The following is a 20,155-nucleotide window of genomic DNA, read 5'->3' on the forward strand; positions in this document are numbered from 1 at the left end:
CTATTTTCAAGGCATAAGGGGATAGGGGTACAGTTTACCGACGAGCCTACAGGAAATCTTGACAGCAGATCCGGAAGGGAAGTGATAGAGCTTCTTATGGCTGCCAACCGAAAAGCCGGTCAGACGCTGATCCTGATCACTCACGATGAAAATATTGCGCTGCAGGCAGACCGGATCCTTACGATCAGTGACGGAAGGATCATTAGAGATGAGGTGATCCGGGGATGAATATTTTGTGTGCACTGGCCTACAGCCAGATTAAAAGGAAAAAATCCAGAACTGTGATCACCATTGCCGCAATCAGCCTATCCACAGCTCTTCTTACTGCAGTGATCAATTTTGCAGTAAGCGGAAATACTATGGTCCGGGGATTCCTGGGGGAGGATTATGGAGAGTTTGAAGGAGCCTATACCCTGCTTCTGCTGATTCCGGCGGCGATTCTGGGCGCTTTGATCATTGCAATGTCTGTGATTGTGATCTCCAATGTTTTCCGAATGAGCGCCAATGAACGGGTGGCTCAGTTTGGCACCCTGAAATGTGTGGGGGCAACAAAGGAGCAGATATATAAAACCATCATGTATGAATGTCTGATCTTGTGTACTGTGGCAATTCCTCTGGGAGTTGTGCTGGGATATCTTTTAAGCTTTGTGGGAGTTGGAATTTCAAATCAGTTTATGGAAGAGATGAACACTCTGGTAAGAATAATGATCAAGCAGGTAAATTTCAGCCTGTCCTTTGTTTTTTCTCCGGCAGCTCTTCTGGTATCTGTTCTGATCTCAGGTGTTACGGTGTTTTTTGCGGCTATGCTTCCGGCAAAAAGGGCCATGAAAATCTCTGCTCTTGACTGTCTCAGAAACGGCGGGGAAACAAAAGATAAAATGAATGTTCATACAAAAATACAGATTAACGGAAAAACAAGGATTGAATATCAGCTTGCACATAAAAATGTGGCATCCGATCGAAAACAGATGAAGTCTGCGGTTATGGCCCTGGCTGTCAGTATGATTTTATTTGTTTCCATGAGCGGTCTGAAGGAGATTGCAGACGGGATCCGGGAATATATGACTTTTGATTACGGATATTCAGTGATTGCCGATTATACAGCAAACCGTAAATATACCACCAATCCGAAAACCGGACGGAGGGAAGAACATGCACAGCTGATCAGCTCAGAGCTTGCGGAAGAAATTTCAGCCAGGCTTTCCGAGTATGAAGGGACAGAAGTATATGGAAGCGGAGTGGATTACGCAACCTATGATGCGCCTTTAAGTGCTGAGGATCTCACTTCGGAAATGCAGAAGGCGCTGGAAGAAGAAATTACAGAAGAACACGGAGAGATGCTTCTGGATGTGGAGAGGATCATACTGGATGAAAAACATTACAGAAAACTGTGTAAACAGGCCGGTGTGGAGTATGGCGGAATTTTGCTGCTGAATGATTATAAGTATAATGACCGCGGAACAGAAAAACATATTGAGCCGTTTCCGGCATCCATTACTTCTCTGAAGCTGGAAAAAGCAGACGGAAGCAGTCAGGACATAAAAATTGATGCTGTTTTAAGTTTGAAGGAGATTCCCAAACAGCTTCTTTACCCTAATACAAATCCGGTTCGTATTGTTGTTCCCAGCGGGGAGGTAAGAGGATATACCTGGATGACAACGCCTGAGGATGAAAACGGATATATGGAGTACGCCAGACAGGTTCTGGAAACTTATTTTCCGCAGAATGGCATGGACTACGGGGAAGCGGGATATGTCAGCCGGGTATATGGAGCTGAGGACTATTCAAAATTTATGAACATTGCCATTGTACTGGCATCCTTTTTTTTCTATGCGTTTGTATTCCTGCTGGGACTGATTGGGATTTTGAATGTGATCAGCGCAGTCAGTTTTCAGATCAAAACAAGGGCAAGGGAGCTGGCTGTACTGCAGAGCGTGGGAATGACTTCGGAATCTCTGGAAAAGATGTTAAATACAGAGAGTATTCTCTGTTCAGGAAAGGCGCTGGCTATAGGGCTTCCTGTGGGAATGCTGATCGTCATGGTTATAGGATACTGCGTAAAAATGGTTTTCCCCATCAGGTTTCATATGCCCTGGGGTGCGGTGCTGATTACTGTTGCAGTGTCTTTTGGTGTGATCTGGGGAACGGTGAAGGTTTCACTGAGTACATTAAAAAAACAGAACGTTGTAGAAGTAATACGCACTCTTTAAGGGAATCTTTCCACAGAAATAATAATAAAAAGTTCTTGACTTTTGAAAAAATAGGATTATAATATCTATCATAATAACAAATTAATGTGATAAAGCACCAAAATCCAATGAAGAGAACAAGTCTGTGTTCCGTAATGGTATTTCAGAGAGTCTGCGTCCGGTGAAAGCAGATATACCAGGGAGGATGGATATCATCTCGAAGGAGCTGACTGAAACAACAGTAAGTCATGCCGGAATCCCCCGTTACAGGGAAAACGTATGAAAGTACGTGAGAGCTGCAGTCAATGCAGAAACAGGGTGGTACCGCGGATTCTATTCGTCCCTTCCGGCAGTAGCCGGAGGGGATTTTTTGGTGCTTGCGCAAAGAATGGAGGAAGCATTATGAAAACGTTACAAAAAGCAGGCAAATTTTTATCAGATTATACTTCTGCGGTAGTGATTGCAATCGCAGTAGTTACTTTTCTGGTTCCGCAGCTGATGGGCTGGGTCAATTATCAGCTGTTTACAGATATGGTTGGAAATAAGTTTACCAGTCAGTCTATGATTATCGGTATTATCATGTTCAGCATGGGTCTGACACTGACAGCAGAGGATTTTAAGATCCTGGCGCAGCGTCCTCTTGATATCTGTATCGGTGCGGCAGCGCAGTATCTGATCATGCCGTTTCTTGCTTTTGGGATCAGCAGAGTACTGCAGCTTCCGGATGCCATCGCTCTGGGGCTGATCCTGGTAGGCTGCTGCCCAGGTGGTGTTTCCTCCAACATTATGTCTTATCTCTGCGGAGGAGATGTGGCATTTTCTGTAGGAATGACAACAGTATCCACACTGTTATCCCCGATTATGACTCCGCTTCTTGTTTCTTTCCTTGCAAGCGGAACAAAGATCAACGTAGAAGGTCTTCCCATGTTTGTTTCCATTATTGAGACTGTGATTCTTCCGGTGGGACTGGGATTTCTGTTAAATCGTTTCCTTGGAAAGAAAAAAGCTTTTCAGGAGATTCAGAAGGTAATGCCCGGCGTTGCCGTTCTGGGACTTGCCTGTGTGGTAGGCGGAGTTATTTCTTCTCAGGGCTCCAACTTCTTTACCTCCGGTGTGGTGATCTTTGTGGCAGTTCTTCTTCACAATGGTCTGGGATATCTTCTGGGATATGGAGCAGGTAAGCTTACTGGAATGAATACCTCCAAAAAGAGAACGATTTCTATTGAAGTGGGAATGCAGAATGCAGGTCTTGCTACCAATCTTGCTACTACAACAGCGCAGTTTGCAAGCGCTCCGCAGTCAGCTGTGATCTGTGCTGTATCCTGTGTATGGCATTCGATTTCAGGAACTCTGATCGCAGGATTCTTTGCCAGCTTTGACAGAAAAAAAGAAAAGGTTCAGAGTGAGAATACAGCAGCAGAATGTTAAGCGGAAATCACATTGCGAAGGAATATAAAATAAAAAAACTATTGACGAATCAAAAGATTAACGTTATACTATAGCGCAGCAACAGCAATAACGAGATGAAGTCTGCAGGAAAGAGGCTTTTGGCCCGCCGAAGGAGTAAAACTCTCAGGTACCCGTATTTCGGGCAGAAACTGCAGATGGATCGTTTCTCTGGAGACATCTGTTTCTAAAACAGAGGCCGAAGGTGCAAATGACGCAGAAGACGTCTTGAATCTCTCAGGCAAAAGGACAGAGTATGCTATCTTAAAGCAGAACATTTTTCTATATGTCTTTTTATCTCTTTTCAGAAATGATCTTAATTTTAATCCCAAGGCTGTAAAATTTTATACAGAAGGAGCATTTTTTACCATGTGGAGTATGATGAATCAAATACTTGTAGCTGTAGATGATTTTGTCTGGGGCGTACCTCTGATGATCCTGATCATGTCTGGCGGCGTACTTCTTACTGTCCGTCTGGGCCTTCTTCAGATCCGGCGCCTGCCTCTGGCATTAAAATGGATGTTCAAAAATGAAGAGGGCGGAAGTGGTGAAATATCCAGCTTTGCAGCTCTCTGTACTGCGCTGAGCGCTACCATTGGAACAGGGAATATCGTAGGAGTGGCAACTGCAGTGTGCACGGGAGGCCCGGGAGCCCTTTTCTGGATGATCCTGGCTGCTTTTTTTGGAATGGCAACCAAATACGCAGAAGGACTTCTGGCAGTGAAATACCGGGTTGTGGCGGCAGACGGTCACAGCCTTGGCGGTCCTTTTTACTATATTGAACGGGGAATGGGTGCCAAATGGAAATGGCTTGGAAAGATGTTTGCATTTTTCGGTGTATGTGTAGGCCTTTTCGGAATCGGAACCTTCAGTCAGGTAAATGGTATTTCCAGCGCGATCCAGAACTTTTTTGATCCGGAGAAAGCAAACTGCGTCACCATTCCGTTTCTGGGCGAGTACTCCTGGGCAGTTGTGATTTCTTCACTGATCCTGGCATTTTGTGTGGCTGCGATTCTGATCGGCGGACTTCAGAGAATTGCTACAGTCAGCCAGATTATTGTACCCTTTATGGCAGTTATTTATTTTGGATTCAGTATCGCATTGATTTTATTTCATATCAGAGAAGTTCCGGCAGCAGTTGTGACAGTGGTAAACGGCGCTTTTAATCCGGCAGCGGTAACAGGAGGCGTTGTTGGAAGTATGATCGTGGCAATGCAGAAGGGTGTTGCCAGAGGTATTTTTTCCAATGAGGCGGGACTTGGAAGCGCTCCTATCGCGGCAGCGGCAGCGCAGACAAAAGAGCCGGTGCGTCAGGGACTTGTAAGTATGACAGGTACTTTTATTGATACCATTGTGATCTGCACAATGACAGGACTTTCCATTGTGCTGACAGGAGCCTGGCAGGTAGAAGGTCTGGAAGGCGTACAGGTAACTACCTATGCATTTCAGCATGGACTTCCCATTCACCCGCAGGTGGCTTCCTTTGTACTGATGGTGTGTCTGGTATTCTTTGCGTTTACTACGATTCTGGGATGGGATTATTACAGTGAACGATGCCTGGAATATCTTACAAAGGGAAACAGAAAAACAATCCTTGCATATCGCTGGCTTTATATTTTTGCCGTATTTATCGGCCCTTATATGACGGTAAGCGCGGTATGGACCATTGCGGATATCTTCAATGGTCTGATGGCAATCCCGAATATGATCGCCATGTTTGCTTTAAGCGGCGTAGTGGTAAAGGAAACAAAGAGCTTTTTTAAAGCCCAGAAACATAAGAGAGACTGATACGTCTCTGTGACGGCAGATATAGGAGTTGGACGAGACTGTTCCTGCTTTTATATCTGCCTTTTCTGATACAAAATACTTTGAGCAGGACAAAGAACATGGTATAATAGGAACACTTAATGAATCCGGGACAAAAAATCCAGAGAGAGGATAAGCCTGGAGATTGAACAAGGCTGAGTAATGTGAACATTGAGTCTTATATCCATGGTATGATAAAAACATTCCATGCTCCGGACAGAAAAAGCAGGATGAATCCAGCGAGAGGGCATGCCTGGAGATTGAACAAGGCTGAGTAATGCGAACATTGAGTCTTATATCCATGGTATGATAAAAACATTTCATGCTCCGGGACAGAAAACGCAGGATGAATTCAGTGAAAATCCATAGCCGGATATTTAAGAGTTCTGAATTATGCCATTTTTCGGAACATGAGCAGACGCAGCAGGAAAATCACACTTCAGCTTCAGAAAAGTACAGAAAGAGGGAGATTATGGAGAAACATCTGACAGAAAAGATAAGAAAAGAGCTTCTGGAAATGCAGGACCTTCCTTACCGGGATTTCCACGCAAAGCTGATGCCCACTGTGGATAAGGAAACTGTGATCGGGATCCGGGTTCCGGTTCTGCGAAAATATGCCAGAACACTGGCAAAGGAAGAGGACATCAGCAGCTTTTTTAACGACCTGCCTCATAAGTATTTTGAGGAAAATAATGTTCATGCTTTTCTGATCCAGCAGATAAAGGATTTTGAAAGGTGCGTGGAGGAAGTTGAAAAATTTCTTCCATATATAAATAACTGGGCTACCTGTGATATGATGTCTCCTAAGATATTTAAAAAGCATAAAGAGCAGCTTCTGGTATCGGTGCGGCGCTGGATTTCATCGGATGAAACCTATACGGTCCGCTATGGAATCGGGATGCTGATGCAGCACTTTCTGGATGAAGATTTCAGGGAAGAGTACCTGGAGCTTGCTGCAGGTATCCGCTCTCAGGAGTACTATGTGAATATGATGATCGCCTGGTATTTTGCCACAGCTCTTGCAAAGCAGTATGAAAAAGCGCTGCCCTATATAGAGGCGAAAAGGCTGGATGACTGGACTCACAACAAGGCCATTCAGAAATCCTGCGAAAGTTACCGGATCACGCCGGAACAAAAATCTTATCTGAGAACTCTGAAGGTAAAAAAAGCCCGGTCACAAAAAAATACAGAGGAATAGTTATGAACAGGATAATAGAGATCAAAGATTTTCAGAGCCCGGAGCTGGATGTTTATGCAAGGCTTTCGGAGGTGCAGCTTTTAAGAGCCTGTGAGCCAAAGCCCGGATTTTTTATTGCGGAAAGCCCGAGAGTGATCGAGAGAGCCATTCAGGCAGGATACTGCCCGGTTTCTTTTCTGGCAGAAAAAAGGGAGTTAAAAGGTCCGGCGGGAGAGCTTACAGAAAAATTTCCGGACATTCCGGTTTATACAGCCACACAGGAGCTTCTGACACAGCTGACCGGCTTTGCCCTTACCAGAGGAATGCTGTGCGCCATGAAAAGAAAAGAGCTCCTGTCTCCGGAAACAATCTGCGCAGACGCACAGCGCATTGTCATTCTTGAAGATGTGGTAAATCCCACAAATGTGGGAGCAATCTTCCGGTCAGCGGCAGCCCTGAATATGGATGCGGTTCTTCTGACTGCAGGATGCAGCGATCCCCTGTACCGGAGAGCTGCCAGAGTCAGTATGGGAACTGTGTTTCAGATTCCCTGGACCAGATTTGGAAAAAAGGACTGGCCGGAAAAGGGGATGGGCTGTTTAGCCGGTATGGGATTTAAAACAGTTTCCATGGCTCTTTGCGAGGATTCGGTCAGTATTGATTCTCCGGAACTGCAGGCAGAAAAAAAGCTGGCAGTGATCCTTGGCACAGAGGGAGAGGGTCTGGCTGCCGGTACTATTGCCGGCTGCGATTATACAGTACGTATTCCCATGGCTCATCAGGTGGATTCTCTGAATGTGGCAGCTGCCAGCGCGGTAGCTTTCTGGGAGCTTGGAAAAAGAACAAAATAAAATGCAGCAGGTTTCACAGATCCAGGAGAAGCCTGCATAAGAAAAACACTGTACAGACACTCAGTAAAAGAGCTGCTGCACAGTGTTTTTTCGTCAGAAGATTTATTTCAGTTTTTCGCCTGTAAGCATTTCATATGCCTGAAGATATTTGTCGATAGTCTTGTCAACGATCTCCTGAGGAAGAGTCCAGTCATGGCCGTCATTTTCTTTCAGCCAGTCGCGGGCAAACTGCTTGTCAAAGGAAGGCTGACCGTGTCCCGGTTCATATCCGTCAGCAGGCCAGAAACGGGAGCTGTCCGGTGTAAGCATTTCATCACCGATCACCATGTTTCCGTTTTCGTCAAGACCAAATTCAAATTTTGTATCTGCAATGATGATTCCTTTGCTGAGTGCGTATTCTGCGCATTTTTTGTACAGAGCAATGGTGTTGTCACGAAGCTTTTCAGCAAGCTCGCGGCCTTTTCCGGGGAAGTATTTTTCCAGATGATCAACGCTCTGTTCAAAGGAGATGTTTTCGTCATGATCTCCGATCTCAGCTTTTGTGGATGGTGTGTAGATTGGTTCAGGAAGCTTGTCAGATTCTTTCAGGCCCTCCGGCAGTTTAATGCCGCAGACTGTGCCGTTTTCCTGATAGCTTGCCCAGCCGCTGCCGGTAATGTAGCCGCGGACAATACATTCGATAGGAAGCATGTTCAGCTTTTTGCACATCATGGATTTTCCGTCATATTTTTCATTCTGGAAAAATTCCGGCATATCTTTTACATCTACAGAAATCATGTGGTTTGGCAGAATATCTTCTGTCATATCAAACCAGAATTTAGACATCTGTGTAAGGACAGTGCCTTTTTTGGTAACCTCGTTGTTCAGAATTACGTCAAAGCAGCTGATGCGGTCAGTTGCAACCATGATCAGGCTGTCGCCGTTATCGTAGATCTCGCGTACCTTACCTTCTTTGATCGGTTTTAAATTCTGCATGTGTTCACACCTCATCATTAGATTTTTGTTTTTCGTTTCCCTGTAAAAAGTAGCACTGTTTGACAGTTTCTGTCAAGAGCAATTTCAAAACTTCTTTCGGGTTCTTTTAAAAATACAAAGTGAACAGTCAAATTCAACAGGATTCCGATTGAACGGGGAATTTGTTTGCAGTATAATAATATTCGACAAAAAATAAGGAGGACACCATGATGGCAGTGTATGAGATCACATTCAGCCCCACAGGGGGAACCGATAAAGTAACAGAACTTCTGACGGAAGCAATGGACGGCGAAAAAAGAAGGATAAGTCTTTTGCCGGAAAAGGAAGATTACAGCAGACATGTATTTAAAAGCGGGGATATCTGTTTTATTGCAGTTCCTTCTTTTGGGGGAAGAGTTCCTCAGGAGGCTGCAAAAAGGCTTGGAATGATGAAAGGAAATCAGGCCCGGGCGGTTCTGGTATGCGTTTACGGAAACAGGGCGTATGAGGACACGCTGATTGAATTAAAAGATGTGGCTGATAAGGCAGGATTTGTCCCGGCAGCGGCAGTGGCAGCCATTGCAGAACATTCCATTATGCATAAATTTGCAGCGGGAAGACCAGATGAAACAGATCAGAAAGAACTCCGGGAGTTTGGAAAAAGGGTCAGAGAATATCTGGAACATCAGGAAAAAACAGGAGAGCTCAGTGTTCCGGGAAATCATCCTTACAAAGAGCTGGGGACGATTCCTTTTATTCCGAAGCCGGGAAAAGCATGCAATTCCTGCGGACGGTGCGCGGCGCTCTGTCCGGTGGGCGCTATTGACCTGAATAATGTAAAGAAGGTGGATGAAGAGAAATGTATCTCCTGTATGCGATGTATTGCGGTCTGTCCGAAACATGCACGCAGCCTGAATAAAGTGGTTCTTTTTGCAGCAGAAAAGAAAATGGCAAAGCTGTTTGAAACAAGAAAAGAAAATGAGCTGTTTCTGGGGGAAGCTGAATGACGGACAGCAGAAATCTTACAGAAAAAAGAGAAATGAACCGGGACACGATTAAATATATTGCCATGATCACCATGCTTTTGAACCATGTTTCCTTTATTTTTCTGGAACCAGGGACTGTATTGGCTGAGATATTAACAGCCGTGGGATATTTTACTGCGCCTGTGATGTGTTATTTCCTGGTGGAGGGAATGACTTATACAAGATCTCCGAAAAAATATGGACAGAGGCTGCTCTTGTTTGCTGTGATCTCGGAGATTCCCTATTGTCTGGCCATGACAGAGGAAGGAATCATAGGCTTTGCGGGAATGGATATGCTGTTTACGCTGTTTTTATGTTTTCTGATCATAAAAGCCATGAGAGAGATCATCAATCCTCTAAGCAGAAATCTTGCTCTGGCAGGGCTGATTCTTCTGTCTCTGTTCTGTGACTGGGCAGTTCTTGCGCCTGCGTTTACCATTCTTTTTGTGAATGCAGGCAGGGATCACAGAAAGCTTAAAAGGGCATTCCTGACAGGAACTCTGGTATTCGGGGCATTCAATTTCCTGGGCGGCTTTGGAAGATTTTCTATGGACATAAATATACTCTGTACGATTCTGAGTATGGCAGGACCGGCTACGGCAGGTATCTGTATCCTGCGGTTTTATAACGGTAAAAGGGCAGAAACACACAGGAATTTTTCCAAGTGGTTTTTTTACTGGTTTTATCCGGTACATCTTCTGATACTGGGACTTGTGAGAGTGCTTTTGTTTGTCTGACAAAAATAAGCTGGATCTGGAAGGATTTATATCTGCCGGGTAAGGCTTTGTTTCCGGTTTGATGTAAATAACGGACGGACATAAAATTTGATAAACAGATATTAAAAAGAAAAAGGAATGGACAGAAAAATGAAAATACTTGTAGTGGAGGATGACCTTGCATTAAGCGCAGGCCTGTGCTTTGAGCTGGATGCCGGCGGCTATCTGACTGTAGCGGCATATACAGTCAGAAAGGCAGTCCAGCTTTTGGAAAATGAAGAATTTGCTCTTGTGCTTCTTGATGTAAATCTGCCGGACGGAAATGGATTTGAACTGTGCAGGGAAATCAAAAATAAGAAACCGCAGCTTCCGGTGATCTTTCTGACAGCAAATGATCTGGAGGAAGATGTGCTGAACGGATTTGATCTGGGGGCAGAGGATTATGTGACAAAGCCTTTTAATATGAACATTCTTCTTGACTTTAAGACGCTGACTGCAGTCAGGGGAAAGGAACGGCTGCCTGTTACACCAAATGAATATAAGCTTTTGAAGGTTCTGACAGAAAACGCGGGGAACATTCTGCCACGAAAAAACCTCCTGGAACAGCTCTGGGATGCAGGAGGAAATTTCATTGACGATCATACTCTGACTGTGACCATGAACCGTCTTCGGGGAAAAATTGAGGATGAAGCTCATACTTATATAAAAACTGTGCGCGGTATGGGATATATATGGACAGGAGGGGCGCAATGAAAGAAAAAAAGATCACTGCAGTGCGGGTGGGAGTGCTTCTCCTGGCTGCACTTTTTTTGGTTCTATTATGCAGGGATCACCCTGATCGTGTCTTATGTTCTCAGCTCTTTTGCAGTGGGAGTTGTGATCCGGGCTATGGTGGAGGGCGGTTTTACTACTTTCCGTTTTACCCTTCTGCCTTTACTTATCTGCACGCCTCTGCTTTTGATCTTTGCAGTTCTGATTCCCTGTTGCTGCTTCAGAAATCTGGAAAAACAGAGCATTGTTGAGAGGCTGAGGATGGAATAAGAAAACAAAGGTTTTATATGGAACTGCTGCTGTACAGGAAATATTGTTAAAAGAAAAGAGCGCTTCACATATACCGGTTCCTCAATGGTCGAAACTGAACTCAGACCATTGAGGCTTACAGGAAAAATGTGATCAGCGCTCTTTTTATTTTTTCGGAAAGAACTGTTCAATATAAGCGGCGGTCTGACTGATAAATTTTTCTGTATCAAGGTGATCGTTCTGTATTGTTTGATGCATGGAAAGACCGTCAGAAAGAAGGAGAAGAAGCCAGGAAAAATATTCGCCTGAAACCTTGTCTGTACGCTCTGAAATTTTTTTGGCGATCAGAGAAGCGAAACACTGATAGCGGCGTATCAGATGAGTTCTTATTTCCTCATTGCCGATCATAGCATCATAAAAAAGAGGCAGGCGGAGTTTGACACCGGCTACGTCGCGTTCCAGAACATAACGGACAAGACGGTGAAGGGAAGTATCTTTATCTGCATTATCCGTCCACTGACAAAGCTCTGTCCACTGCTCGTCCAGATATTTGTCTGTGATCGCAAATAACAGTTCATTTTTGTTTTTAAAATGATAGTAGAGAGTTCCCTTGGATATTCCTGCTTCAGATGCAAGCTGAGAAAGAGAAATCTCAGAAAAGGGTTTTTCTTCCAGAAGTTTTTCGGCGGTACTGACGATCAGACTGCGGACATCTTCTTTTCTGGGTGCGGCCATTAAGTTACCTCCTGAAAATAGTTGATTACTGTTCATTTATTGTAACGTGTTTTGGGTGTTTTGTCCATAAACATAAAGGAAAAAGAATGTTCCGGATGCGGATTCAGAGCATTGTTTTATGAAAAAAATGTGGATATATTTTATATTAAAGTGATTAAATGTATCATGTTTTTGTTGACTTTGCATAAAAATGTGATACTATAAAAGAAAAAGTCGTACATACGACCGACTTGTGAAAGAAGGGATATGAGTGGATTGTCAGAAGCTTCAAAAAAAGGTACGGAGCATCTACGGAAACAGTATCCGGGTAACTGAGAAGGATGGAAATATAGTTCTGTCCGGAACTCTGAAAAAATGGGAGGATATTGTAGGAGCCTGCTCTTTATGCGTGGATAAAAGGCGAAGATATCATGTAATCAATAATCTGAAGCTGGAAAATACAGAGCTTCCCAAAATGAAACTTCCCCATATTCAGGATCAGGCCCTGGAAGGCAGAAAACCGGATGTTCTGGTGATCGGCGGCGGAATTTCAGGCGCCAGTATTGCCAGAGAACTGATGAAATGGAAACTGGATGTACTTCTGGCAGAAAAAGAAAGTGATGTTGCCATGCATGCTTCCGGTCGCAATGACGGAGAAGTTCATCCGGGGATCGATCTTGGAAAAGGAACTCTGAAACAGCATTACGTGATTGCCGGAAACCGGATGTATGGAAAAATCTGCAAAGAGCTGGACGTACCTTTTAAAAGATGCGGTCAGTATGTGGGTATGATGCACTGGAGCGAGCTGCTTCCCGCATATCTTTATGCATGTCAGAGAAAATACATGTGCGGTGTTTCCGATACACGGGTGATTTCAGGAAAAACTCTCAGAAAGCGGGAGCCCCATCTGAATCCGGATATGAAATTTGCAATTTATAACAGTATGGCAGGAAGCGTCTGCCCCTATGGTCTTACCATTGCCTATGCAGAAAACGCTGTGCAGAACGGGGCGGAGGTGGCTTTGAATACAGCGGTTTTGTCTATGGATGTAAAAGGCGGAAAAATCAGAAGTGTGCTTACCAACAGAGGACGGATCTATCCGGAGATCGTAATCAATGCTGCCGGAGTTTTTGCAGAAGATGTGGCTGAAATGGCAGGGGACAGATTTTATTCTATTCACCCCAGGCGGGGAACCAATGCCATTCTGGATAAAAAGGCCGGAAAACTTATGGGCGGGATCGCCTCCTGGAAAACTCTTAAAAAAACTTCCGGTCATACAAAAGGCGGAGGGATTGTCCATACGGCTCATGATAATCTTCTGGTCGGTCCGGATGCAGTGGAAACTTATGAAAAGGAAAATTTTGCAACCCAGGCATCCAGCATTGAGAATAATTTTAAAAAACAGCAGGGTACTGTTAAAGAACTGTCCCAGAGAGATATCATTACATATTTCACCGGGGTAAGAGCTCCTACTTTCGAGGAGGATTTTGTAATTGAGCGGGGCAGAAAAACAAAGAATCTGATCCACTGTGCAGGAATTCAGTCGCCGGGGCTTACCACTGCTCCGGCAGTTGCAAAAGATGTGGCGAAAATGGCGGCAAAAATGGTATCAGTTTCACATCCGGTAAAGAAAAATGAGAGCTATAACCCTTACAGAAAAGGTGTTCCGAGACTCCGTGAAATGTCTCCGGAACAGAGAAATAAACTGATTCAGAAACGACCGGATTACGGGGTGATGATATGCCGCTGTGAGGAAATCAGTAAGGGGGAGATTGTGGATGCGCTGTGTTCGCCTCTTCCTGTATATACTGTTGATGGAGTAAAAAAGAGGGTACGTCCGGGAATGGGACGCTGTCAGGGCGGTTTCTGTATGCCTCTTGTGGCGGAAATCATCAGTGAGGTCACAGGCCAACCATTGGAGAAAGTGAAAAAAAGCGGCGGTGACAGTTATCTTTTATTCGGGAAAACAAAGGCAGGTGACGGAAAATGATTTATGATGTGATCGTTATCGGCGGAGGCCCGGCAGGACTTGCGGCTGCAATAGCCGCAAAAAAAGAAGGGGCACAGGTTCTTCTGATCGAAAGAGAAGGACGGCTGGGAGGTATTCTGAAACAATGTATTCATGATGGCTTCGGTTTGCAGCGTTTCAAGGAAAAGCTGTCCGGACCGGAGTATGCAGAACGGTTTATTGAGGAATTTCACAGACTGGAAATTCCTGCGAAGCTGTGGACGTTTGTTACAAAGATCCGGAAATCAGATCAGGATTTTCAGGTGTGGACAGTCAGCAGAAATGGAGTGGAAATGCTGGTATCCAGAACCCTGATTCTGGCTACAGGCTGCCGTGAGCGTACAGCAAAACAGGTTTCCATTCACGGAACAAGACCGGCCGGAGTTTATACGGCAGGGACAGCGCAGCATTTTACCAATCTGCAGGGGGTGATGCCTGCCCGAAGATGTGTGATTCTGGGAAGCGGTGATATCGGCCTTATCATGGCAAGAAGGCTGAAACTGGAAGGGGCAGATGTTCTCGGCGTTTATGAGGTGAAGCCGGAGCCTTCCGGACTTACCAGAAACATGATCCAGTGCCTGGAGGATTTTGATATTCCTCTTCATTTATCGGAAACAGTCACAAGAATATTTGGGGATGACCGGCTGACAGGTGTGGAAATTGCCAAAGTGGATGAACAGATGCAGCCTGTTCCGGGAACAGAAAAGCGAATTGACTGTGATACTCTGATTTTATCGGTTGGACTGATTCCGGAAAATGAAATGGCAGAAAGTCTCCGGGTTACTATGGATCCCCGGACAAAAGGCCCTGTCTGTGATTCATGGGCCATGACGGATGTGCCGGGAGTATTTTCCTGTGGGAATGCTTTTCATGTCAATGATCTTGTAGATTATGTGTCAGAAAGCGGAGAGCTGGCAGGAACTTCTGCGGCCAGATATTCCGGAGAACTGAAAGGAGAGGCTGACAGAACAGCGGAAAACTGGATTTCCGTGGAGACAGAAGGAGGGCTTGCTTATGTGGTTCCCCAGAAGATCCGGAAAAGCGATCTGGACAAAAAGCTTGTTTTTTATTTCCGATGCAGAAGGACTATGGGAGAAAGTATGCTTACAGCGGTTTCAGCAGGAAAAACAGTTTTTGAGAAAAAATATCAGGCAGTAAGGCCTCCGGAAATGGAGCGGGTTGTCATTGATCTGTCAAAAGCAGACATAGTCGGAACGTCCCTTGTTTTTCAGCTTGGGGAGGTGCAGTCATGAAGGAACTTGTTTGTATTACCTGCCCTAACAGCTGCCGTATGCAGGCAGAGTTGGAAAATGGGCAGTGGAAGGTAACTGGAAATAAATGTAAAAGAGGGCAGCAATTTGCGGAAAGTGAAATGACCTGTCCAAAAAGAACTTTTTCTACTACGGTAAAAACTGCCTGGGATTCAGTTCCGGTGATTCCGGTCCGTGTGTCCCGGGAGATACCAAAAGATAAAATTTTTCAGATTATGGAAGAAATCAATCATATGACGGTCAGAAAATCCATGGGAAGGGGCGATGTTCTTATTCCTGACGTACTTGGTCTTCATGCGGATGTGATCGTTACCAGCAGTGTTCTGAAGGAGTATCTGGAGGAAAATAATAAGGAGAATACCTGTATGCACAAAGACTGCGCGCTGGAAGGAGGAACCTCTCAGGAGAGTACCTGTATGCGCAGAAACCGCGCGCAGGAAGGAGGAAATTATGAGTAAGCCATATAAAGGATTTGAGCCGAAATGGGTGAAGGAAGCAGCGCCTACAGACAGCTGGCGTTCTGTATTCAGATGGGGAGATCCGGATTTTGTAAAATATCCAAAAGAATCTCTTTACAAAATGATGAAAGAAAAATTTAAGATGACAGATGACGATTTCCGACATTATGACGGAAGCATCGGAATGGAAAAGATAGAACTTACGAATTGTCCGGTACGTCTGGAGCAGAAGCATATAGATGCTCTGAAAGAGATCGTTGGTGAGAAGTATGTGCGTACAGACGATTATGCGAGGGTGTCTGTAGCCTATGGAAAAACAGCCTATGACGCCATGCGTCTGAGAGAAAAACGTCTGGATTCACTTCCGGATGCAGTGGTTTATCCGGCAAAAACAGAAGAGGTAGAGGCTATTGTGGCTTATTGTACCAAAGAAAAAATCCCTCTTTATGTTTACGGAGGCGGAAGCAGTGTAACCATGGGCGTGGAGCCGGTAAACGGCGGAATCTCTCTGGATATGCGTCTGCGTTTTAATGAGGTTGTTTCTTTTAATGAAACAGATCAGACAATTACTGTTCAGGCTGGAATGTCAGGGCCAAAACTTGAAAAAATATTGAATAACGCTCAGACTGTTTTTGGAGCTAGACGCGCCTATACCTGCGGGCACTTTCCACAGTCCTTTGAGTACAGCAGTGTAGGCGGATGGGTTGTCACAAGAGGAGCCGGCCAGAACAGTACTTACTATGGCTGTATTACAGATATTGTGCTGTCACAAAAATATGCTACCCCTATTGGCAACATACAGACCAGTCACTATCCCAGAGAAGCTACCGGTCCGAATCTGAACCAGATCATGATGGGAAGCGAGGGGGCTTTTGGTGTTCTGACAGAGGTGACCTTAAAGGTATTCCGCTACATGCCGGAAAACAGAAAACGTTTCTCCTATATTTTTAAAAACTGGAAGGTCGCCATGGCGGCAGCCAGAGAGATGATGCAGTGTGAGGCAGGATTTTCTTCCGTATTCCGTCTGTCAGACCCGGAGGAAACAAACCTTATGCTGAGACTGTATAATGTGGATGAGACGCCGCTTTGGAAACTTCTGGATATCAGAGGCTTTCGGGATATGGAGCGCTGTCTGTTCCTTGGATTTACAGACGGCGGAAAGGGCTATTCCAAAAATGTGGCTGCAAATATCAGAAGGATTGCTCATAAATATAAAGCAATGAGCCTTACCTCCTACGTTACAAAAAGCTGGGAAAAAGGACGGTTTAATGATCCGTATCTGAGAGATACCATGATGGATTTTGGTATTGTTACAGATACACTGGAATGTACAGTGAACTGGTCAAATATGGCAAAGGTACACAGGGAAGTGAGAAAAGTCTGCCATAAGCTTCCCAATACCATTGTGACAACTCACATGTCCCACTGTTATCCACAGGGGGCAAACCTGTATTTTATTTTTATTACAAGGATGAGCGGAGCGGATAAATTCCGGGCATATCATACAACGATTCTTGATGCCATTCAGAAGTCCGGAGCAGCGATCAGCCACCACCATGGAATCGGAAAAATGTTTGCGCCGTGGCTTGAGGGAAGCCTGGGACATACAGAGTATGGTGTGGTTAAGGTTCTGAAGGATTATTTTGATAAAGACTATCTGATGAATCCGGGCGGTACTCTTGGACTGGATCTGGATGAGGATAAAAAGAAATACCTGAAAGAAGGGATTACACACTGATCTGCATAGGGAGGGAGTACCTGTGAAAAAAACATCAGTTGTCCTTGTTTTTGATATTGGAACCCAGAGTACAAGAGCTCTTCTTGTTTCCTCGGAAGGGAAAATACTGGCAAAAGCCCAGAAGGGCCATCATCCGGCTTATGTTTCAAGAAAATCCGGATGGGCAGAACAGGATCCTGATTTTTATTACCAGAATCTGTGCCGTGTTTCCAGACAGCTTCGGGAGAGCTTTCCGGATATTTTTGCTCAGATCCGGGCAGTAACGCTTACAACGATCCGTTGTACCAGTGTCTGCCTTGGACGGGACGGGGAACCTTTGCGTCCTGCAATTTTATGGCTGGATCAGAGAAGGGCTTCAGGGACGCCTGCGCTGAAGCCCTGGATTTCTGCAGCGGTAAAAGCAGTGGGAATGACAAAAACCTTAAATCTCCAATACCAGAAATCTCATTGTAACTGGATTCGGGAAAACGAACCTGATATCTGGGCAAAAACAAAGAAATATGTTCTTCTGAGTGCATATCTGAATTACAGGCTTACCGGAAGACTGGCAGATTCTACGGCGTCCATCGTGGGATATGTTCCTTATGATTTTAAAAACCGTTGTTGGAAAAAGAAAAATGATCTGGTTCGACCGGTTTTTGATATTCCGGATGAAATGATGTGCGAGCTGGTGGATCCCGGCGATTATATCGGCTCTCTTACAGAGACTGCTGCAGAAGATCTGGGACTGAATAAGGATCTGAAGCTGATCGCCACTGGTACAGACAAGGCCTGCGAAATTCTGGGTCTTGGCTGTGTCAATAAAAAAAGGGCGGCTTTCAGTTTTGGAACCACAGCTACTGTTACGTTTACCACTTCTGATTATCTGGAACCGGAAACGTTTATACCGCCCTATGATTCTATCCTTCCCGGGCATTATACTCCGGAAATAGAAATCTTCAGAGGATACTGGCTGATTTCCTGGTTTAAAAAAGAGTTTGCCCAGAAAGAAGTTATGGAAGCGCTGGAGTCAGATATTCAGCCGGAGGAGCTTCTGAACAGACGCCTGAAAGAGATTCCTGCAGGCTGCGACGGGCTTTTGCTCCAGCCGTATTTTACACCAAACCTTACCATGCCTGAGGCAAAAGGTTCCGTAATAGGTCTGTCGGATGTTCATACCAGAATCCATCTTTACCGGGCAATCATAGAAGGAATCAATTTTGCCCTGATGGATGGAATGCGTCATATGGAGAAAAAAGGAGGATTTCGTTTTGAAGAGATTCGCGTAGGCGGCGGAGGCGCTCAGAGCAGTGAGATCTGTCAGATCACTGCAGACATGTTCGGTTTGCCGGTAGTAAGAACTCAGACTTATGAAGTGTCGGGGATCGGCAGCGCGATTTCTGCATTTGTGACGCTGGGCGTGTTTGAGGATTACAGAGAAGCATTGAGGTGTATGGTTCATAAAAAAGATGTATTTAAACCAAACCGGCGGCAGCATGCAGTATACCGGAAACTTTATGAGGAGGTATATCAGCAGATATATCCCAGCCTGTCAGGAATTTATGAAAAAATGAGCAGGATCAAATGATGGAGAAAGTCTGTTAAAAGCCGGATGAGCTCCGGGGCTGCCAGGAAAATGCAGGAACTGTAAAAGCAGAATATAAAATCAGAAACAGCGCGTTTCTGTACAGAAAAACTCCGGGGAAGGGGCTGTCGGGAAATAGATAGTTCCAAACAGGAGCAGATTTGGCTCATGGGAGTCAAATCTGCTCCTTCCCCGGAAGTTTTTTGTATTATTTAAAGAAGTATTAGTGATTCAAGTATATAAAAACATAAAGCTTACACGGAACAAAAATCGGATACAGAAGGCTTTTTCTATTTCACAGATATGGTGTAAAACTGTTTAAAGGTCTCTCCGGCCGCCAGGGTGTTGATGTCCTGCTTGGAAGAAAGCTCATCGGCAAAGCCGGTGTTGTCGCAGCGTCCCATCCAGGGTTCCAGGCAGACGAAGGGAGAATCCGGCGCGCTCCAGATACCAAAGTTCGGAAATCCCTTACAGGTGATTTCCACATAAGGAGTTCCGTCCGGAAAGGCGATTCCTGCCCGGGTTACCTGCCCGTTGTCAAATACCAGAGTATCGTTGTCAAAAAGCTTTCTTTTGATATGACAGCGTCCGTGTTCCAGAGCAAGCGGATAGGTTTTTCCCTCAAATACAGTTCCGTGGGAAAGATCCAGGAGACTGCAGGTAAGCTCTGATTCATGGTTAAAAGTAAGATAATACTGATCCTGGAAAGTATCCGGAACCGCAGGCACATTAAAGGCAGGATGTCCTCCGATAGTAAAGTACATGGTCTGAGAATCCTCATTGATCACGGTCCAGCGTACAGTCAGATCTCTTCCGGAAAGCTCATGGGTGATAAGAAGACGGAAATCAAAAGGATAAGTTTCCCTTGTTGAATCAGAAGAGGTCACAAGATGGGTGACAGAGGTCTGTGAGGACTCTGTACAGGTAAATTCCATATCACGGGCAAATCCATGCTGTCCGCAGTGGTAGGTGTTTCCGTTAATAAGACATTTATTTTCATAATAGCGGCCCACATTTGGGAACAGGACAGGGGCATGGCGGTTCCAGTAAGAAGGATCTGCATTCCAGAGTACCTGACGGTCATTTGTTTTGTCATAGATTTCAGTCAGCTCAGCGCCAAGATCATTGATCTGTACCCGAAGCTGATCGTTTTCCAGTGTACGAATCATGATATATCCTCCAATAAAAAATTTGATGTATCAAGTATACCAGATTTCT

Annotated in this window: 18 protein-coding genes, 2 riboswitches and 1 other annotated feature; of the genes, 15 read left to right on the forward strand and 3 right to left on the reverse strand. The window is 45.0% G+C overall.

From position 1 onward, the window contains the following. The 6 genes from QVP40_RS11885 to QVP40_RS11910 all read left to right on the forward strand — a co-directional run. A partial coding sequence (locus tag QVP40_RS11885) for a hypothetical protein (RefSeq protein ID WP_288200547.1) occupies positions 1-228 on the forward strand: 228 nt, incomplete at its 5' end. Then, positions 225-2,210: an ABC transporter permease gene (locus QVP40_RS11890; protein WP_022068612.1), complete on the forward strand. Its 1,986-nt coding sequence runs from the start codon at positions 225-227 to the stop codon at positions 2,208-2,210. The genes QVP40_RS11885 and QVP40_RS11890, both read left to right, overlap by 4 nt. A 98-nt stretch (positions 2,211-2,308) precedes the next feature. Next, positions 2,309-2,537 (forward strand) — a binding site (T-box leader). A 54-nt stretch (positions 2,538-2,591) separates the two neighbouring features. Next, positions 2,592-3,617: a bile acid:sodium symporter family protein gene (locus QVP40_RS11895; protein WP_022068613.1), complete on the forward strand. Its 1,026-nt coding sequence runs from the start codon at positions 2,592-2,594 to the stop codon at positions 3,615-3,617. 95 nt (positions 3,618-3,712) lie between these two features. After that, a riboswitch (glycine riboswitch) is annotated at positions 3,713-3,787 on the forward strand. Positions 3,788-3,796: 9 nt separating this feature from the next. After that, positions 3,797-3,898: riboswitch (glycine riboswitch) on the forward strand. Between the two features lie 106 nt (positions 3,899-4,004). Next, the gene (locus QVP40_RS11900) at positions 4,005-5,423 is read left to right on the forward strand and encodes an alanine/glycine:cation symporter family protein (protein ID WP_022068614.1); all 1,419 of its coding nucleotides are present in this window, start codon (positions 4,005-4,007) and stop codon (positions 5,421-5,423) included. 490 nt (positions 5,424-5,913) lie between these two features. Beyond that, positions 5,914-6,639: a DNA alkylation repair protein gene (locus QVP40_RS11905; protein ID WP_022068615.1), complete on the forward strand. Its 726-nt coding sequence runs from the start codon at positions 5,914-5,916 to the stop codon at positions 6,637-6,639. Between the two features lie 2 nt (positions 6,640-6,641). After that, positions 6,642-7,469 (forward strand): TrmH family RNA methyltransferase, encoded by an 828-nt coding sequence (locus QVP40_RS11910; protein ID WP_022068616.1) that lies wholly within the window; start codon positions 6,642-6,644, stop codon positions 7,467-7,469. Between the two features lie 102 nt (positions 7,470-7,571). Here QVP40_RS11910 and QVP40_RS11915 read toward each other — a convergent pair whose 3' ends face one another. Then, positions 7,572-8,444: a phosphoribosylaminoimidazolesuccinocarboxamide synthase gene (locus QVP40_RS11915; protein WP_022068617.1), complete on the reverse strand. Its 873-nt coding sequence runs from the start codon at positions 8,442-8,444 to the stop codon at positions 7,572-7,574. Positions 8,445-8,650: 206 nt separating this feature from the next. Between QVP40_RS11915 and QVP40_RS11920 the strand changes: the two genes are divergently transcribed. From QVP40_RS11920 to QVP40_RS11935, 4 genes are all read left to right on the forward strand, one after another. After that, the gene (locus QVP40_RS11920) at positions 8,651-9,430 is read left to right on the forward strand and encodes a 4Fe-4S binding protein (RefSeq protein WP_022068618.1); all 780 of its coding nucleotides are present in this window, start codon (positions 8,651-8,653) and stop codon (positions 9,428-9,430) included. After that, positions 9,427-10,185: a TraX family protein gene (locus QVP40_RS11925; protein WP_022068619.1), complete on the forward strand. Its 759-nt coding sequence runs from the start codon at positions 9,427-9,429 to the stop codon at positions 10,183-10,185. Before QVP40_RS11920 ends, QVP40_RS11925 begins: the two co-directional genes overlap by 4 nt. A gap of 117 nt (positions 10,186-10,302) precedes the next feature. Then, positions 10,303-10,917 (forward strand): response regulator transcription factor, encoded by a 615-nt coding sequence (locus tag QVP40_RS11930; RefSeq protein WP_288200548.1) that lies wholly within the window; start codon positions 10,303-10,305, stop codon positions 10,915-10,917. Then, a complete protein-coding gene (locus tag QVP40_RS11935) occupies positions 10,914-11,186 on the forward strand; it encodes a hypothetical protein (RefSeq protein WP_022068621.1) in 273 nt (90 codons plus the stop codon). The genes QVP40_RS11930 and QVP40_RS11935 overlap by 4 nt, the downstream gene beginning before the upstream one ends. A 163-nt stretch (positions 11,187-11,349) precedes the next feature. Here the strand turns inward: QVP40_RS11935 and QVP40_RS11940 are convergent, their stop codons facing one another. Then, the gene (locus QVP40_RS11940; protein ID WP_022068622.1) at positions 11,350-11,919 is read right to left on the reverse strand and encodes a TetR/AcrR family transcriptional regulator; all 570 of its coding nucleotides are present in this window, start codon (positions 11,917-11,919) and stop codon (positions 11,350-11,352) included. A gap of 250 nt (positions 11,920-12,169) precedes the next feature. Between QVP40_RS11940 and QVP40_RS11945 the strand changes: the two genes are divergently transcribed. The 5 genes from QVP40_RS11945 to QVP40_RS11965 are packed head-to-tail and all read left to right on the forward strand — an operon-like array spanning position 12,170 to position 18,940. Then, positions 12,170-13,888: an NAD(P)/FAD-dependent oxidoreductase gene (locus QVP40_RS11945; protein ID WP_022068623.1), complete on the forward strand. Its 1,719-nt coding sequence runs from the start codon at positions 12,170-12,172 to the stop codon at positions 13,886-13,888. Then, complete coding sequence (locus tag QVP40_RS11950) at positions 13,885-15,159, forward strand: NAD(P)/FAD-dependent oxidoreductase (RefSeq protein WP_022068624.1); 1,275 nt, start codon at positions 13,885-13,887, stop codon at positions 15,157-15,159. The genes QVP40_RS11945 and QVP40_RS11950 overlap by 4 nt, the downstream gene beginning before the upstream one ends. Beyond that, positions 15,156-15,635: a DUF1667 domain-containing protein gene (locus QVP40_RS11955; RefSeq protein WP_022068625.1), complete on the forward strand. Its 480-nt coding sequence runs from the start codon at positions 15,156-15,158 to the stop codon at positions 15,633-15,635. The genes QVP40_RS11950 and QVP40_RS11955 overlap by 4 nt, the downstream gene beginning before the upstream one ends. Further along, a complete protein-coding gene (locus QVP40_RS11960; protein ID WP_022068626.1) occupies positions 15,628-17,373 on the forward strand; it encodes an FAD-binding oxidoreductase in 1,746 nt (581 codons plus the stop codon). Before QVP40_RS11955 ends, QVP40_RS11960 begins: the two co-directional genes overlap by 8 nt. A gap of 22 nt (positions 17,374-17,395) precedes the next feature. Continuing rightward, positions 17,396-18,940, forward strand: a complete 1,545-nt coding sequence (locus QVP40_RS11965; RefSeq protein ID WP_022068627.1) for an FGGY-family carbohydrate kinase — start codon at positions 17,396-17,398, stop codon at positions 18,938-18,940. 287 nt (positions 18,941-19,227) lie between these two features. Here the strand turns inward: QVP40_RS11965 and QVP40_RS11970 are convergent, their stop codons facing one another. After that, positions 19,228-20,106 (reverse strand): aldose 1-epimerase family protein, encoded by an 879-nt coding sequence (locus QVP40_RS11970; protein ID WP_022068628.1) that lies wholly within the window; start codon positions 20,104-20,106, stop codon positions 19,228-19,230. Between the last annotated feature and the right edge of the window lie 49 nt (positions 20,107-20,155).

The sequence above is a fragment of the Blautia sp. CAG:257 genome (assembly GCF_000433815.1).
GTDB classification, from domain to species: domain Bacteria; phylum Bacillota; class Clostridia; order Lachnospirales; family Lachnospiraceae; genus Blautia_A; species Blautia_A caecimuris.

What these genes read in the sequence shown, in the direction of transcription:
- QVP40_RS11890 (WP_022068612.1), top strand. Translation starts at nt 225, where the DNA reads ATGAATATTTTGTGTGCACTGGCCTACAGCCAGATTAAAAGGAAAAAA.
- QVP40_RS11895 (WP_022068613.1), top strand. Translation starts at nt 2,592, where the DNA reads ATGAAAACGTTACAAAAAGCAGGCAAATTTTTATCAGATTATACTTCT.
- QVP40_RS11900 (WP_022068614.1), top strand. Translation starts at nt 4,005, where the DNA reads ATGTGGAGTATGATGAATCAAATACTTGTAGCTGTAGATGATTTTGTC.
- QVP40_RS11905 (WP_022068615.1), top strand. Translation starts at nt 5,914, where the DNA reads ATGGAGAAACATCTGACAGAAAAGATAAGAAAAGAGCTTCTGGAAATG.
- QVP40_RS11910 (WP_022068616.1), top strand. Translation starts at nt 6,642, where the DNA reads ATGAACAGGATAATAGAGATCAAAGATTTTCAGAGCCCGGAGCTGGAT.
- QVP40_RS11915 (WP_022068617.1), bottom strand. Translation starts at nt 8,444, where the DNA reads ATGCAGAATTTAAAACCGATCAAAGAAGGTAAGGTACGCGAGATCTAC.
- QVP40_RS11920 (WP_022068618.1), top strand. Translation starts at nt 8,651, where the DNA reads ATGATGGCAGTGTATGAGATCACATTCAGCCCCACAGGGGGAACCGAT.
- QVP40_RS11925 (WP_022068619.1), top strand. Translation starts at nt 9,427, where the DNA reads ATGACGGACAGCAGAAATCTTACAGAAAAAAGAGAAATGAACCGGGAC.
- QVP40_RS11930 (WP_288200548.1), top strand. Translation starts at nt 10,303, where the DNA reads ATGGACAGAAAAATGAAAATACTTGTAGTGGAGGATGACCTTGCATTA.
- QVP40_RS11935 (WP_022068621.1), top strand. Translation starts at nt 10,914, where the DNA reads ATGAAAGAAAAAAAGATCACTGCAGTGCGGGTGGGAGTGCTTCTCCTG.
- QVP40_RS11940 (WP_022068622.1), bottom strand. Translation starts at nt 11,919, where the DNA reads ATGGCCGCACCCAGAAAAGAAGATGTCCGCAGTCTGATCGTCAGTACC.
- QVP40_RS11950 (WP_022068624.1), top strand. Translation starts at nt 13,885, where the DNA reads ATGATTTATGATGTGATCGTTATCGGCGGAGGCCCGGCAGGACTTGCG.
- QVP40_RS11955 (WP_022068625.1), top strand. Translation starts at nt 15,156, where the DNA reads ATGAAGGAACTTGTTTGTATTACCTGCCCTAACAGCTGCCGTATGCAG.
- QVP40_RS11960 (WP_022068626.1), top strand. Translation starts at nt 15,628, where the DNA reads ATGAGTAAGCCATATAAAGGATTTGAGCCGAAATGGGTGAAGGAAGCA.
- QVP40_RS11970 (WP_022068628.1), bottom strand. Translation starts at nt 20,106, where the DNA reads ATGATTCGTACACTGGAAAACGATCAGCTTCGGGTACAGATCAATGAT.